Raw genomic sequence first — 15,280 nt, 5'->3', positions numbered from 1 at the left:
TCTCGGCATCAGCGGGCCACGATGGCTCAGGAGTTGAACCGAGTGAGGACGCCCAGCAGGATGATGCAGGCCGCCCAGATGATCGCCATGAGCGTCGTGAACCTGTTGAGGTTGCGCTCCGCGACGCCCGAGGATCCCAGCGACGAGGACATTCCGCCGCCGAACATGTCGGACATGCCACCGCCCTTGCCCTTGTGCATGAGGATCAGCAGGGTGAGGAAGATGCTCGTGAGCACGAGCAGCGCGATGAGAATGATGTTGAGGATTTCCACGTCGGATTCAACCTATGTTTCGTCGAGTGTTTCGTCGAATGATGCGTCTGTCAGTCTACTTCGCGACCGCGGCCTTGCACAAAGCGGCGAAGTCCGGACCGCTGAGGCTCGCACCTCCGACCAGTGCGCCGTCGACGTCCGCGGAGGCGACGATTTCGGCGACGTTGTCGGCCTTGACCGACCCGCCGTAGAGAATGCGGGTGGTCTGGGCAAGAGCCTCGCCATACTTCTCACCGATGCGTGCGCGGATCGCCGATGCCATCTCGGCGGCATCGGCGGCAGTGGCTGTCTCTCCGGTGCCGATCGCCCAGACGGGTTCGTAGGCGATGACGAGGCCGGAGAGGTCGCCTGCGTCGAATCCGACCAGCGACTCGTCGAGCTGTCCGAGGGTGAACTCGACGTGGCTCTTCTCCTGCCGCTGTTCCAGCGACTCCCCCACGCAGAGGATCGGTGTGAGTTCGGCCGAAAGTGCGGCCTTGATCTTCGCGGCCACGACCTCGTTGGTCTCGTGGTTGTCGGCACGGCGTTCGCTGTGGCCGATGACCACGTAGCTGCAGCCGAGGCGGGAGAGGAACGATGCGGCGATCTCTCCGGTATGCGCTCCGGGAGCGTGCTGGGAGACGTCCTGGGCACCGTACTTCAGCCACAGCTTGTCCCCCTGGACGAGTGTCTGCACCGAACGGATGTCGGTGAACGGCGGAATGACGACGACTTCGCAGTCGCTGTCGTCGAGTTTGGCGTCCTCGAGTGCCCAGGCGAGCTTCTGGACAGCGGAGATCGCCTCCAGATGATCGTGGTTCATCTTCCAGTTGCCTGCCAGCAGCAGGGTGCGGTCGCTCATGGTGTCTGTCTTCCTCATCCGAGTGCGTCGAGTCCGGGCAGGGTCTTGCCTTCGAGATATTCGAGGCTGGCACCTCCGCCGGTGGAGATGTGGCCGAAGGCGTCATCGGCGAAGCCGAGGCTGCGCACGGCGGCTGCGGAATCGCCGCCGCCGACCACGGTCAGCCTCTGTCCCCCGCTGCTGCCTTCGTCGGCCAGAGCTTGGGCTACGGCTTTGGTGCCGGCGGCGAAGGCCGGGAACTCGAAGACGCCCATCGGCCCGTTCCAGAACACAGTGGTCGAGCCTGCGATGATCTCGGCATAGGCGCGCGCCGATTCGGGGCCGATGTCGAGGCCGAGGCCGTCGCCTCCGGCCGGAGTGCCTTCGAGTTCGGCGACGGGCCGGACCCAGTGCTCGGCGTCGGCGGCGAAGGAGGCGGCCATGACGATGTCCGTGGGCAGGACGATGCGTGCACCACCGGACCGGGAGCGTTCGAGGTAGCCCTCGACGTCGTCGATGCGGTCCTTCTCGACCAGGCTCGACCCGATGTCATGACCGAGTGCGGCGAGGAAGGTGAAGACCATTCCCCCGCCGATGAGCAGATTGTCGGCGCGGTCGATGAGGTTGTCGATGACGCCGAGTTTGTCCGAGACTTTGGAACCGCCGAGGACGACGGTGAACGGGGATTCGGGGTTGTTGAGCAGCCTGTCGCTGACCTCGACTTCCGCACGCACGAGTGAGCCGGCATAGTGCGGGAGGAGGCCGGCGATGTCGTAGACCGAAGCCTGCTTGCGGTGGACGACGCCGAACCCGTCGGAGACGAAATCGTCGGCCAGCGCTGCCAGCTGGGTGGCGAATTCGTGGCGCTCGGCATCGGACTTCGCCGTTTCGCCCGGGTTGAAGCGCAGGTTCTCCAGCAGCAGCACGTCACCGTCGGACAGGGCTGCGGCCTTCGTCTGCGCATCGTCACCGACGGTGTCGGCGGCGAAGGCAACCGGACGGCCGATGGCTTCGGCGAGTTCGGGGACGATCGGGGCCAGTGAGAACTGCGGATCCGGTTCTCCCTTCGGCCGGCCCAGATGCGACATCACGATGACCTTGGCTCCCGCCTCAGCGAGGGACCTGATCGTTCCGGCCGAGGCCAGGATGCGACCGCGGTCGGTGATCGTGCCGTCGTCCATCGGCACGTTGAGATCGCTGCGGACGAGCACCGTGTGTCCGGCGAAGATGCCCGCATCGTCGAATGTCCTCATGAGTCCCTTTCGCTGAGAATGTAGCTGACCATGTCTTTGAGTCGGTTCGTGTATCCCCACTCGTTGTCGTACCAGGCCACGACCTTGATCTGGTCGCCCAGCACCATCGTGAGCTTGGAATCGACGATCGCCGATGCGGTGGTGCCGACGATGTCGCTGGAGACGAGTTCGTCGGTGGAGAAGTCGAGGTAGGGCGATCCGTCCGCGGCGGAGGCGAGGATCGCGTTGACCTCGTCGCGGTCGGCGCTCTTGGAGGTGGTGAAGGTGAAGTCGATGATCGATCCGGCGGGCACGGGTACACGCACGGCGAGTCCGTCGAGCTTGCCCTCGAGGTGGGGCATGACGCGGCCGACGGTGCGTGCGGCTCCGGTCGTGGTCGGCACGATGTTGACGGCGGCGGCTCGGGCGCGACGCAGGTCCCGGTGGGGTCCGTCGACGAGCATCTGGTCGCCTGTGTAGGCGTGAACGGTGTTGAGCAGACCGGATTCGACGCCGAGGGCGTCGTCGAGCGCCTTGACGACGGTGGCCATGCAGTTCGTCGTGCACGAGGCGTTCGAGACGACGGAGTGCGCGGACGGATCGAAGGTGTCTTCGTTCACGCCCATGACGAGGGTCGCGTCGACGTCCTTTCCGGGGGCGGAGAGTACGACGGTCTGCACGGTGCCGCCGAGGTGGGCCTCGGCCTGGTCCTGCCGGGTGAAGCGTCCGGTGGATTCGACGACGAGTTCGACCTTGTGCGAACTCCAGTCGATGGCGGACGGGTCGGCTTGGCTCGTCACCGCGATCTCTCGTCCGTCGACGATGATCGCCTCCTCGGCGGCGTCGACATCATGGTCGAAGCGAGGCCACACGGAGTCGTGGGAGAGCAGATGAGCCAGGGTCGTCGTATCGGTGAGATCGTTGATGGCCACGACCTCGAAATCAGCATCGGGTTCGAGGGACAGACGGAACAGGGCACGGCCGATGCGGCCGAAGCCGTTGATGGCGATTCGTCTCATGCCTCGATCTTAGCGATCCTCGAGCATTTCCGGGGTCAGACTGGCTTCGGTGCCGGGAATTCCCAGTTCTTCCGCATGCTTGTCCGCAGTGGACAGCAGCCTGCGGATCCGGCCGGCCACCGCGTCCTTCGTCATCGGCGGGTCGGCGAGCTGACCGAGCTCTTCGAGGGACGCCTGTTTGTGTGTCACGCGAAGCTGACCGGCGTAGCGGAGGTGTTCGGGGACGTCGTCGCCGAGGATCTCCAGGGCGCGTTCGACCCGGGCACCGGCGGCCACGGCGGCCCGTGCCGAGCGACGCAGGTTCGCATCGTCGAAGTTCGCCAGGCGGTTCGCGGTCGCGCGGACCTCCCTGCGCATCCGCCGTTCCTCCCAGACCAGCACGGCGCTGTGGGAGCCCATGCGGGTGAGCAGCGCGGCGATATCGTCGCCGTCGCGGATGACGACGCGGTCGACTCCCCGGACCTCGCGGGCTTTCGCACTCAGTCCGAGTCGGCGGGCTGCGCCGACGAGGGCAAGAGCCGCCTCGGGGCCGGGGCAGGTGACTTCCAACGCCGAGGAACGCCCCGGCTCGGTCAGTGATCCGTGGGCGAGGAAGGCTCCGCGCCAGGCGGCTTCGGCATCGGCGACGGAGCCGTTGACGATGGCCGAGGGCAGTCCGCGCACGGGACGGCCGCGGTTGTCGACGAGTCCGGTCTGGCGGGCCAGTGCTCCCCCGTCACGGGTGACGCGCAGCAGGTAGCGGTTGGAGCGGCGGATTCCGGCGGCATTGATGACGACGATGTCGGCATGCTGACCGTAGAGATCCTTGATCTCCGCTCGCAGCCGTTTGGCGGCCTGGGCAGTGTCGAGTTCGGCTTCGAGGACGATCGAGCCGTTGACGAGGTGGAGGGCGGAGGAGAAGCGGAAGATCGAGGACACCTCGGCCTTGCGGGCGGAGGTGCGAGTGATCTTCACTCGCGCCAACTCGTCCTTGACCTGAGCGGTCAGTGCCATAGCTCGTCCTCCTGCACCTGAAGTTCTACCACTGCTCGGCGACGCCGATCCCGGCGTCCAACAACATGTCACGGTAGCATGCCGCCAGCTTGAGGCTGTCATGCTGTCCCTGCCTCCGTGAGCGCAGGGGACGTTCCCAGAGTTTCGCTCCGAACATGTCCTCGGCCCGCTGCGGCAGGTCGGGTTCGAGTTCGGTGGCCGCCTCGTCGACGAGAACATAGTCCAAGGTCAGTGAGCGGGCATGACGGTGGAGGGAGACGAGGTGTTCGCCGAGGCTCAGGTCCTTCGTCTCACCGTCAGTGGAACTGAGGTTGAGCGTGAGGGATTTCACCGCTGTCGAGGCCACGATCGCCTCGGCCAGCGAAGGCACGAGCAAGTGCGGCATCACCGAGGTGTACCAGGAGCCGGGGCCGAGGTTGAGAACCTCGGCCTCCTCCACGGCTTCGATCGTCTCGTAGCGGGCCGGTGGAGCCGCCGGGTCGAGGCGCACGGTCTCGACGTGGCCGATCGTGGAGGCGAGCACGGACTGTCCGCGCACGACCTGGAAGGAGCCCGGGAACTTCACATCGGCTTCGATCGTCAGCGGCACCGAAGACATCGGCAGCACTCGACCGTGAGCGCGCAGCAGCCGGGCCATCCAGTCCAGGCCGGCCACATGGTCGCCGTGGATCTGCCACAGTGCTGCGATGAGCAGATTGCCCACCGCGTGACCGTGCAGCTCACCTGTCGATTCGAACCGGTGCTGGATGACATCACGCCAGGTCTGGCCCCATGTGCCGTCGTCGCAGAGTGCGGCCAGAGCCATCCGCAGATCGCCGGGAGGCAGTCCGCCGAGTTCGTCGCGCAGTCGTCCGGATGATCCGCCATCGTCGGCGACTGTGACGACCGCGGTGAGGTCTTCGGTGAGCAGACGGAACGCCCTCAGCGCCGCGTAGAGTCCGTGGCCTCCGCCGAACGAGACGATATTGGGACCGTCCTTCTGTGCGCCCGTGGAGATGACGGGCAGATCTTCGGTCTCCATGTCATTCTCTTCCCAGATCGCGGTGACGCACGGCCACTGGGATCCCGGTCTGGGCCGACAGCAGTCGTCCGACCCTTTCGCTGATCGCCACGGAACGGTGTTTGCCGCCCGTGCAGCCGATTCCGATCATCGCGTAGCCGCGGCCCTCGTGCAGATATCCCTCGGCGACGGTGGACAGGGTTGCGGCATAGCGTTCGATGAATTCCTCGGCGCCGTTCTGCTCGAGGACGTAGGCTGCGACATCGGAGTCGAGTCCGTTGTGTCCGCGCAGATGGGGAATCCAGTACGGATTCGGCAGGAAGCGGACGTCGGCGACGTGGTCGGCGTCCTTGGGCAGGCCGTATTTGAAGCCGAAGCTCATCACCGTCAGCCGCAGCGGCGGGGTGTCGTCGTCGCTGAAGCGTTTGCGCACCTCCGCGGAGAGCTGGTGCACGTTGAGGTCGGAGGTGTCGACGATGATATCGGCGCGGTGTTTGAGGGACTCGAGTTCGGCACGTTCGGCTTCGATGCCGTCGAGCAGGGTCCCCTCCCCTTGCAGTGGGTGGGGCCGCCTGGTCGATTCGAAACGTCGGACGAGGACTTCGTCGGAGGCGTCGAGGAAGACGATGCGCAGGGACAGACCCTGATCGACGAAATCGCTGATCGTCTCCTGCAGTTCGGTGTATTTGGTGCGCCCTTTGGCGTCGATGACGATGGCGATCTTCGGCAGGGCGCCGTCGGCACGGGCGACGAGTTCGACGAGCGGACGCATCATCTGCGGCGGAAGGTTGTCGACGACATACCAGTCCATGTCTTCGAGCACATTGGCCACGGTGGTGCGGCCTGCTCCGGACATGCCGGTGACGAGCACAACCTCGATGGGGTGGTCGGATCCGTTCGATTCGGCCTGCACGCTCACTCGTCCTCCTCTGTCCGTGCCCGATCGGTCGGTGGGCACTGTACCTCTCGGCACTACTCTAGGGCAGAATCGCAGAGCTCAGTCGGCCAGAGCCGTGACGATCTTCGCGGCGAGGGAGGGACCGATTCCCTTGACCTCGCAGATCTCCTCGGCGGTGGCAGCACGGACCTTCTTCACAGATCCGAAATGGCGCAGCAGAGCGGTGCGCTTCGACTCTCCGAGACCCGGAATGTCGTCGAGCACGGAACTCGTCATCGCCTTCGCACGTTTCGACCGGTGATAGGTGATGGCGAAGCGGTGGGCCTCATCACGCAAGCGCTGCATGAGGAAGAGCCCCTCGGAGTTGCGTGGGAGGATGACCGGGAACGGATCGTCCGGTATCCAGATCTCTTCGAGCCGTTTGGCCAGACCGACGACGGAGATGTCGACGATGCCGAGATCCGTCAGTGCCCGCGTCGCTGCCGCAACCTGCGGGCCGGCACCGTCGACGACGAGAAGGCTGGGTCGATAGCCGAAGCGCTCATCGGGCTCCTCGGAGGTCATCTGTTCGAGGTAGCGGCTGAAGCGACGGGAGACGACGTCGTACATCGAAGCCGTGTCGTCGGCCGCGGCTTCACCGTGGATGGCGAAGTGTCGGTAGTCGCGCTTCTTCGCCATTCCGTCTTCGAACACGACGAGGGAGGCGACGACGTTCGATCCCTGGGTATGGGAGATGTCGATGCATTCGATGCGCAGCGGTGCTTCCGGCAGGTCGAGGTGCTCCTGGATCTCCTTGAGAGCCTGGCTGCGGGTCGTCAGGTCGGACGAGCGTTTGAGCTTGTGCTGGATGAGCGCTTCCTTCGCGTTCTTCCCCACGGTCTCCAGGGCCGCCTTCTTCTCCCCGCGCTCGGGTACCCGCACGGTCACCCGCGAACCGCGCTGCTCGCTCAGCCAGGCCTCCAGGGACTCCAGATCCGCCGGCAGTGTGTCGACGAGGATCTCCTTCGGAATGGCATCGGCGTCGAGCCCGGAGTAGGCCTGTCGCAGGTAGTCGGTGGTCAGTTCCGCGGGCGCGTGATCATCGGAGCGTTCGATGATCCAGCCGCGTTGGCCGCGGATACGACCCTGGCGCACATGGAAGACCTGGACGGAGGCTTCGAGCTCCTCGGTGACGAGGGCGAAGATATCGCAGTCGGCGCTCACCGACAGGACGACGGCGGATTTGTCGAGGACCTTCTGCAGGGCGGAGATCTCGTCGCGCAGACCGGCCGCGCGTTCGTAGTCGAGTTCGGCCGCGGCTTTGGCCATCTCCTTCTGCCGGTGGCTGATGAACCGGCCGGTGTTTCCGGACATGAAGTCGGAGATGCTGCGGGCCAAGTCCTTGTGATCGTCCTTGCTGATCTGACCGACGCAGGGAGCAGCGCATTTGTCGATATAGCCGAGCAGGCAGGGCCTGCCGCTGCGTTCGGCCCGCCGGTAGACCCCTGCTGTGCAGGTGCGCATCGGGAAGGCCTTGAGCAGCAGGTCGAGGGTGTCCTTGATCGCCCACACCTGAGCGAAGGGACCGAAGTACTTCACGCCCTTGCGGCGTTTTCCCCGGGTGATGAAGGCCCGAGGCACCTCGTCATTCATCGTGATCGCGAGGTAGGGGTAGGACTTGTCGTCGCGGAACATGACGTTGAACCGCGGGTTGAACTCATTGATCCACGTCCATTCGAGCTGCAGAGCTTCGACCTCGGTGTCGACGACGGTCCACTCCACCGAGTTCGCGGTGTGGACCATCGTCGAGGTGCGCGGGTGCAGCTGGGCAGGGTTGGCGAAGTACGAGTTGAGTCGGTTGCGGAGGTTCTTCGCCTTTCCGACATAGATCACCCGCCGGTCGGGGTCACGGAATTTGTAGACCCCGGCCGATGTGGGGATCGACCCGGTGGCCGGACGGTAGGTGGATGGATCAGGCATTCGGATCAGGACTTGAGCATCGGCTTGAGGAACCTTCCGGTGTGCGATTCGGCCACCTCGGCGACCTCTTCGGGAGTGCCCTGGGCGATGATCTGCCCACCGCCGCGGCCGCCCTCGGGTCCGAGGTCGATGATGTGATCGGCATTGCCGATGACGTCGAGGTTGTGTTCGATGACGATGACCGTATTGCCTTTGTCGACGAGTCCCTGGAGGACCATGAGCAGCTTCGAGATGTCCTCGAAGTGCAGACCGGTCGTCGGTTCGTCGAGCACGTAGACGGTGCGACCGCGGGAGCGCTTCTGCAGTTCGGCGGCAAGCTTGACACGCTGTGCCTCGCCACCGGAGAGAGTCGTGGCCGGCTGGCCGAGTCGGACATAGCCGAGCCCCACCTCGACGAGGGTCTTGAGGTGTCGAGAGATCGCAGGAATCGCGGCGAAGAAGTCGTTGGCCTCCTCGATCGGCATATCGAGGACCTCGGCGATGTTCTTGCCCTTGAACGTGACCTCCAGGGTCTCCCGGTTGTACCGAGCGCCCTGGCAGACCTCACAGGGGACGTAGACGTCGGGCAGGAAGTTCATCTCGATCTTGATCGTGCCGTCGCCGCTGCAGTTCTCGCAGCGTCCGCCCTTGACGTTGAAGGAGAATCGACCGGGCAGATAGCCGCGGACCTTCGCCGATTCGGTTTCGGCGAACAGTCGGCGCACATGGTCGAAGACGCCGGTGTAGGTCGCGGGATTCGATCGCGGGGTGCGACCGATCGGCGACTGATCGACGTGGACGACCTTGTCGAGATTGTCCAGGCCGGTCACGCGCTTGTGCCGTCCGGGCACCCGCGAGGCGCCGTTGAGGACGTTGGCCATCTGTGTGTAGAGGATCTCGTTGACCAGAGTCGATTTGCCCGAACCGGACACGCCGGTGACTGCGGTGAGCACACCGAGAGGGAAGGACACCGTGACGTCGCGCAGGTTGTTCTCCACGGCCTTCTCGACGGTGACCATCCGGTCCTTGTCGACGGGGCGGCGGGTCGGCGGGATCTGGATCGCCCGTCGGCCGGAGAGGTAGTCGCCGGTGATCGATCCTTCGGCATCCTTGAGGCCGGTGACGGGACCGGAGTAGACGACCTCTCCCCCGTGCTCGCCGGCGCCGGGTCCGATATCGACGATCCAGTCGGCGGATTCGATGGTGTCCTCATCGTGTTCGACGACGATGAGGGTGTTGCCGAGATCCTTGAGCTTGTTGAGTGTTTCGATGAGTCGGCGGTTGTCTCGCTGATGCAGTCCGATCGACGGCTCGTCGAGGACGTAGAGGACGCCGACGAGGCCGGAGCCGATCTGCGTGGCCAGGCGGATGCGCTGGGCCTCACCGCCGGAGAGCGTACCGGCTGCCCGGTTGAGGCTGAGGTAGTCGAGGCCGACGTCGAGGAGGAACCCGAGTCGGGCGTTGATCTCCTTCATCACCTGCGCCGCCACGGCGGCATCGCGGGAGCTCAGCTCGAGGGAACCGAGGAAGGAAGCTGCTTCGTCGAGGGCGAGTTCGGAGACCTCGGCGATGGACCTGTCTCCGACCTTGACGGCAAGGATCTCCGGTTTGAGGCGCGTACCGTCACAGCTGGCACACGGGATCTCGCGCATATAGGACTCGTAGCGTTCCCGCGACCACTCGGATTCTGTTTCCTCGTGCTTGCGCTGAATGTATTGGTAGACGCCTTCGAAGCCCGTCGAGTACGTGCGTTCACGCCCGAAGCGGTTCTTGTACTTGACATGGACCTTGTAGTCCTTGCCCGTCAGAATCGCGGTCTTCGCGGACTTCGGCAGCTTCTTCCACGGCGTCTTCATATCGAAGCCGAGTTCGTCGCCGAGGCCCTTGAGCAGACGGTTGAAGTACTTCGAGACCTGTTTGCCTCCCGACCAGGGGGCGATGGCCCCGGAGCCGAGGCTGAGGTCCTCGTCGGGGACGACGAGATCTTCGTCGACCTGCAGGCGTGTGCCGATGCCGTCGCAGGTGGGGCAGGCACCGAAGGGCGAGTTGAAGGAGAACGAGCGGGGTTCGATCTCGTCGATCGTCAGCGGGTGCTCGTTCGGGCACGACATGTGCTCGGAGAAAGTGCGGGTCGTGCCTTCGTCGACGAGTTCGATGTCGATGCGTCCGTCGGCGAGCCCCAGGGCGGTCTCGACGGAGTCGGTCAGCCGCGGGCGCATTCCCGATTTGGCGACGAGGCGGTCGACGACCACGGAGATCGTGTGCTTGTACTGCTTCTCCAAGGTCGGCGGTTCGCTCAGGCTGATCTGCTCGCCGTCGACGATGGCCCTGGAGAAGCCCTTGGACTGCAGGTCGGTGAAGAGGTCGACGAATTCGCCCTTGCGGGACCGGACGACGGGAGCGAGGACGAGGAACTTCGTCCGCTCCTCGAGTTCGAGCAGCTGGTCGACGATCTGCTGCGGGGTCTGCTTCGTGATGACCTCACCGCAGACGGGACAGTGCGGGATGCCGATCCGCGCCCACAGCAGGCGGAGGAAGTCATAGACCTCGGTGATCGTGCCGACGGTCGAACGCGGATTGCGCGATGTCGACTTCTGGTCGATCGACACCGCTGGAGACAGCCCTTCGATGAAGTCGACGTCGGGTTTGTCCATCTGCCCGAGGAACATCCGGGCATAGGAGGACAGGGATTCGACGTAGCGTCGCTGTCCCTCGGCGAAGATCGTGTCGAAGGCCAGCGAGGACTTGCCGGAACCGGACAAGCCGGTGAACACGACCATCGAATCGCGCGGCAGCGCGATCTCGACGTTCTTGAGATTGTGTGCTCGCGCTCCCTTGACCCACAGGGTGTCGAGATGGGAGACGCCTGTCACTTGCTCACCGTTATTGGTTTTCATCACCTGACCACTGTATTACTCGGCACTGACATTGCTGTATTCGCAGCGGTTTCCGGCTCATCTGCCGATCTCTCCGACGGAGAGGATGCGGAGCACGATATCTCCGGATTCGTCGCTGGCGGCCACGTCCACCTCGGCGTCGATGGCCCAGTCCCTGTTGTCGTCGGGATCGGCGAGGATCTGTCGGACGCTCCATGTGTCTGAACCGGGGCTGATGTCGATATATTCCCGACCGCGGGCTTTCTGGTCGACGATGAGCTCCCCGTATTCGTCGTAGAAGTCCTCGATCGCGTCTTCCCAGGCCCGGGAGTCGAATCCGGATTCGGCGTCGAGGCGGCCGAGCTCCGTGTAGTTCGCACGTTCGGCCAGCAGCACTCGGTGGAACAGGGCATTGCGGACCTCTGCGGTGAACACCCTCGTATTCTCGGAGAAGCGGCGGTCGAGTGCCGGCAGATCGTCGGGAGCTTCGGTGGGGTCGAGTCCCTGCAGGGTGCGCCATTCGTCGAGCAGCGACGAATCCGTCCGGGCGATGGTCTCACCACACCATTCGATGATGGTCTCGAGTTCCTCGGTCCGGTTCTCCGCGGGGACGTTGTGGAGCAGTGCGCGGTAGACGTCGGTGAGGTAGCGCAGCAGGCTGCCCTCGGCCCGGGCGAGACTGTAGTAGCCGACGAACTGGGTGAAGCCCATGGCCTGCTCGAGCATGTCGCGGACGACGGATTTGGGTTCGAAGCCGCCTCGGTGCAGCCAGGGATGAGTCTCGACGAAGTGGTCGAAGGCCGGGTCGAGCATCTCGGCCAGGGGTGCGGGACTTTCGATCTCGTCGAGGATCGCCATTCGTTCGGCGTATTCGACGCCCTCGGCCTTGAGTTCGGCCAGGGTCTCTCCCTTGATCCGGTCGAGTTGGCCCTTCAGTATCTGGAACGGCACCGAGGTGGTCGCCTCGACGATGGATACGACGTCGAGGGCGTAGGTGTCGTCGTTCTCGTCGAGAAGCTCCAGTGCGGCAAGCACGAAGGGAGCCAGGGGCTGGTTGAGCGCGAACTGGGGGCCGAGGTCCTGGGTGGCGATGAGTTCGCTGCCGCGGACCTCGATGAGTCCGGCGTCGATGAGGGAGCGTCCGATGCTGATCGCGGTGAGTTTGAGGTCGAGCCGGCGTTCCCGTGTCTCATGCGTCTTGTCGATGAAGTCGCTGATGGTCGACACATCGGAGCCGGGGCGGGCGACGAGGTTGAGGATCGTCGAATGGTCGATCTTCATCCGCGGACGCAGGGTCTCGGATTCGCCTTCGATGAGTTTTGCGAAGGTCTCTTCGGACCAGCCGACGAAGCCGACCGGGGCAGCCTTCTTCTTGACCTTCTTCTTTTTCTTCTTGTCATCATTGGCCGCTTTGGCTTCTGCCTTGAGGTTGTCGATGACGTGTTCGGGGGCTTGGGCGATGACGTAGCCGCGGGTGTCGAATCCGGCGCGGCCGGCGCGGCCTGCGAGCTGTTGGAACTCGCGGACGCTGAGTCGGCGCATCTTCCGCCCGTCGAACTTCGTCAGTCCGGTCAACAGCACGGAGCGGATGGGCACATTGATGCCCACACCGAGGGTGTCGGTGCCGGAGATGACGAGCAGCAGTCCCTTCAGCGCGAGCTGTTCGATGAGGCGGCGGTACTTCGGCAGCATTCCGGCGTGGTGGACGCCGACGCCGTGCAGCAGCAGTTTGCGCAGACTGGTCCCGAATCCCTTGCCGAAGGTGAAGCCCTTGATGGCTGCGGCGATGGCGGCCTTCTGTTCCTTGGAGGCAAGGTCGACCGAGAGCAGGTTGGTGGCGAGGTCGATGGCACCGTTCTGAGAGTAGGAGACGACGTAGACCGGGGCCTTGTCGTTGCGGACGAGTCCGCGGAGAGTGTCCGAGAGCGTCTCCGTCGAATATTCGTAGTCGAGCGGGACCGGCCTGGTCGCCGAGGTGACCACGGAGGAGTCGCGTCCGGTCGTCTCCGTCATCGTCCGTCGGATGTCGGTGGTGTCGCCCAAGGTGGCGGACATGAGGACGAACTGGGTCTGCGGCATCTCGAGGAGGGGCACCTGCCAGGCCCAACCGCGGGAGGGGTCGGCGACGTAGTGGAATTCGTCCATGACGACCATTCCGGCGTCGAGCATTCCGCCTTCGCGCAGCGCCTGGTTGGCCAGGATCTCCGCCGTGGCGCAGATGACGGGCGCCTCCGGGTTGACGGTGGAGTCGCCGGTGATCATCCCGACGTTCTCGGCGCCGAATGCGTCGATGAGGGAGAAGAACTTCTCGCTCACCAGGGCCTTGAGCGGGGCCGTGTAGTACGACCGGATCCCGCGAGTGAAGGACTGGTAGAGAGCGAACAGAGCGACGAGTGACTTCCCCGAGCCGGTCGGGGTCGCCATGATCGTATTATCTCCGGCGAGGATCGTGAGGAACGCCTCGTCCTGAGCCGGGTAAGGCTCGACTCCGATCTCTCGGCAGTATTCGCCGAAGGACTCGTAGATCGTGTCGTCGTCAGCGAATTCCGCTGGGATCTCCTGCAATCTGGCCACGCTGATGCACAGACCTTTCCGATTAGACTGATTCCATCCTATTGCTCGACACCGAGGAGTCACATATGCCGGTCTTCGCCGTCACCTACCACTATGGTCCCGATACTGATACGCGGATGGAACATCGCCCCGCGCATCGCCGCTGGCAGGCGGAGCTGAATGAGACCGGTACGATCCTCGCCTCCGGTCCCCTGGACAACGATCCGCAGCCGGGAGGGCTGCTGATCCTCAACGCTGCCGACCGTGCGGAGGTCGAAAGCCACCTCGCCGCCGATCCCTATGCCTCGCTCGGTGTCATCGAGTCGACGGACATCCGCGAATGGACTCCCGTGTTCGGCCCCTTCGCCCAGGGCTGAGCGTCGCACTGCCGGTCCGGTTCTGCCCTGACCGGGAAGACACGAGCGGGGTCCGTCTCGAGAGATCGAGACGGACCCCGCTCGTTCTGTGCCGACACCGAGGCGGTGTCAGCGCGACCGGGTCCGATCGGCTCAGGCCTCTTCGGATTCGTTCGAGCTGACGTCCTTGAAGGAGATGCCGTCCTTCTTCATCTTCACGAGTGAGGCGACGGTGGCCACCACCATGGCGAGGACGATGACGGTCAGGGACAGCCACGTCGGCACCTCGGGGATCGAGTGACCCCACGAGAGGAACTCCCAATCGCTCGAATGCAGAGCGTGGATGATGAGCTTGACGCCGATGAAGCCGAGGATCGCGGCGATTCCGTAGTGGAGGTAGACGAGCTTGTCGACGAGTCCCCCGAGCAGGAAGTACAGCTGACGCAGTCCCATGAGAGCGAACACGTTCGCGGTGAACACGAGGAACGCATTCTGAGTGACGCCGAAGATCGCGGGGATCGAGTCGAGCGCGAACATCACATCGGTCGAGCCGATGGCGATGAACACGATGAACATCGGGGTCCAGTACTTCTTGTTGTCGTCGAGGGTCACCCGCAGCTTGTTGCCGTGGTATTCGTCGACGACGTTGATCCGCTTGCGCAGGAACCGGATGAGACCGTTTTCGCCGTCGCCGTCGTCTTCGGAGCTGAAGGCCTGCCGGTAGGCGACGATGAGGAGGAAGATGCCGAAGATGAAGAAGACTTCGACGAAGGCGCTGATGATCGCCGCACCCGCGAGGATGAAGATGCCGCGGAAGATGATGGCGATGATGATGCCGACCATGAGCACTTCCTGCTGGTACTTCCGCGGTACCGAGAAGCTGCCCATGATGATGATGAAGACGAACAGGTTGTCGATGCTCAACGAGTACTCGAGCAGCCAGCCGGTGAGGAACTCGCTGCCGTGCTGGGCATCGCCGATGGCGAAGAGCGCGCCGGCGAAGACCAGAGCCAGGGCGACGTAGAAGGCGACCCAGATGCTCGCTTCCCGCATCGACGGGGTGTGTGGTCGCTTGACGACCAGCAGGAGGTCGAAGACGAGGATCGCAACGACGATGATTCCCGAGGTGATCATGAACCAGACGGGAATCGGAGATTCGCTCGCAGCAGCGGCGTTGCCGCCGGCCGCGAGCGTGGAGGACAGAATATCCATGGATGCCTTTCGTGGTGAACAGGATGTATCCAGGTCGAAAGTCTCTCCCACGCGGTGATGCTGCGTGCGCTCCGCGGCCGGACCCCTTGTGGGGTCGTGGTGACGACCGCG

The 15,280-nt window shown here is 64.3% G+C and carries 12 protein-coding genes; 1 reads left to right on the top strand and 11 read right to left on the bottom strand.

All coding sequences use genetic code 11. The annotated features are described in order from the left end of the window. Positions 1 to 26 precede the first annotated feature (26 nt). The 10 genes from secG to ACU4IU_RS17875 form a co-directional block, all read right to left on the bottom strand. Positions 27 to 272 (bottom strand): preprotein translocase subunit SecG, encoded by a 246-nt coding sequence (secG, locus tag ACU4IU_RS17920; RefSeq protein WP_101544300.1) that lies wholly within the window; start codon positions 270 to 272, stop codon positions 27 to 29. 55 nt (positions 273 to 327) lie between these two features. Then, positions 328 to 1,113 (bottom strand): triose-phosphate isomerase, encoded by a 786-nt coding sequence (gene tpiA / locus ACU4IU_RS17915; protein ID WP_446657501.1) that lies wholly within the window; start codon positions 1,111 to 1,113, stop codon positions 328 to 330. A 14-nt stretch (positions 1,114 to 1,127) separates the two neighbouring features. Next, the gene (locus ACU4IU_RS17910) at positions 1,128 to 2,345 is read right to left on the bottom strand and encodes a phosphoglycerate kinase (protein WP_446657500.1); all 1,218 of its coding nucleotides are present in this window, start codon (positions 2,343 to 2,345) and stop codon (positions 1,128 to 1,130) included. Further along, a complete protein-coding gene (gene gap / locus ACU4IU_RS17905) occupies positions 2,342 to 3,343 on the bottom strand; it encodes a type I glyceraldehyde-3-phosphate dehydrogenase (RefSeq protein ID WP_446657499.1) in 1,002 nt (333 codons plus the stop codon). The genes ACU4IU_RS17910 and gap overlap by 4 nt, the downstream gene beginning before the upstream one ends. Positions 3,344 to 3,352: 9 nt before the next feature. Further along, positions 3,353 to 4,336 (bottom strand): DNA-binding protein WhiA, encoded by a 984-nt coding sequence (gene whiA, locus ACU4IU_RS17900; RefSeq protein WP_139467292.1) that lies wholly within the window; start codon positions 4,334 to 4,336, stop codon positions 3,353 to 3,355. Between the two features lie 25 nt (positions 4,337 to 4,361). After that, the gene (locus ACU4IU_RS17895) at positions 4,362 to 5,357 is read right to left on the bottom strand and encodes a gluconeogenesis factor YvcK family protein (protein WP_101544310.1); all 996 of its coding nucleotides are present in this window, start codon (positions 5,355 to 5,357) and stop codon (positions 4,362 to 4,364) included. 1 nt (position 5,358) lies between these two features. Continuing rightward, positions 5,359 to 6,249: an RNase adapter RapZ gene (gene rapZ, locus ACU4IU_RS17890; protein WP_373284074.1), complete on the bottom strand. Its 891-nt coding sequence runs from the start codon at positions 6,247 to 6,249 to the stop codon at positions 5,359 to 5,361. 84 nt (positions 6,250 to 6,333) lie between these two features. Further along, the gene (gene uvrC / locus ACU4IU_RS17885; protein ID WP_446657498.1) at positions 6,334 to 8,193 is read right to left on the bottom strand and encodes an excinuclease ABC subunit UvrC; all 1,860 of its coding nucleotides are present in this window, start codon (positions 8,191 to 8,193) and stop codon (positions 6,334 to 6,336) included. A 5-nt stretch (positions 8,194 to 8,198) separates the two neighbouring features. After that, entirely contained in the window at positions 8,199 to 11,069 is a 2,871-nt protein-coding gene (gene uvrA / locus ACU4IU_RS17880; RefSeq protein ID WP_139909772.1) for an excinuclease ABC subunit UvrA, read from the bottom strand. A 57-nt stretch (positions 11,070 to 11,126) separates the two neighbouring features. Next, positions 11,127 to 13,622: a DEAD/DEAH box helicase gene (locus ACU4IU_RS17875; protein ID WP_446657497.1), complete on the bottom strand. Its 2,496-nt coding sequence runs from the start codon at positions 13,620 to 13,622 to the stop codon at positions 11,127 to 11,129. A gap of 65 nt (positions 13,623 to 13,687) precedes the next feature. Here ACU4IU_RS17875 and ACU4IU_RS17870 point away from each other — a divergent pair, with 65 nt between their 5' ends. Then, entirely contained in the window at positions 13,688 to 13,978 is a 291-nt protein-coding gene (locus ACU4IU_RS17870; protein WP_376905637.1) for a YciI family protein, read from the top strand. Between the two features lie 132 nt (positions 13,979 to 14,110). Here the strand turns inward: ACU4IU_RS17870 and ACU4IU_RS17865 are convergent, their stop codons facing one another. After that, positions 14,111 to 15,169 (bottom strand): TerC/Alx family metal homeostasis membrane protein, encoded by a 1,059-nt coding sequence (locus ACU4IU_RS17865; RefSeq protein ID WP_139908084.1) that lies wholly within the window; start codon positions 15,167 to 15,169, stop codon positions 14,111 to 14,113. Between the last annotated feature and the right edge of the window lie 111 nt (positions 15,170 to 15,280).

It is taken from the genome of Brevibacterium sp. CSND-B09 (assembly GCF_052906525.1).
Note: the sequence above shows the minus strand (reverse complement) of the source record. Positions and strands in the feature narration are given on the sequence as shown.

Coding starts and splice junctions, on each gene's coding strand:
- tpiA (WP_446657501.1), bottom strand. CDS start 1,113: ATGAGCGACCGCACCCTGCTGCTGGCAGGCAACTGGAAGATGAACCAC.
- ACU4IU_RS17910 (WP_446657500.1), bottom strand. CDS start 2,345: ATGAGGACATTCGACGATGCGGGCATCTTCGCCGGACACACGGTGCTC.
- gap (WP_446657499.1), bottom strand. CDS start 3,343: ATGAGACGAATCGCCATCAACGGCTTCGGCCGCATCGGCCGTGCCCTG.
- whiA (WP_139467292.1), bottom strand. CDS start 4,336: ATGGCACTGACCGCTCAGGTCAAGGACGAGTTGGCGCGAGTGAAGATC.
- ACU4IU_RS17895 (WP_101544310.1), bottom strand. CDS start 5,357: ATGGAGACCGAAGATCTGCCCGTCATCTCCACGGGCGCACAGAAGGAC.
- uvrC (WP_446657498.1), bottom strand. CDS start 8,193: ATGCCTGATCCATCCACCTACCGTCCGGCCACCGGGTCGATCCCCACA.
- uvrA (WP_139909772.1), bottom strand. CDS start 11,069: ATGAAAACCAATAACGGTGAGCAAGTGACAGGCGTCTCCCATCTCGAC.
- ACU4IU_RS17870 (WP_376905637.1), top strand. CDS start 13,688: ATGCCGGTCTTCGCCGTCACCTACCACTATGGTCCCGATACTGATACG.
- ACU4IU_RS17865 (WP_139908084.1), bottom strand. CDS start 15,169: ATGGATATTCTGTCCTCCACGCTCGCGGCCGGCGGCAACGCCGCTGCT.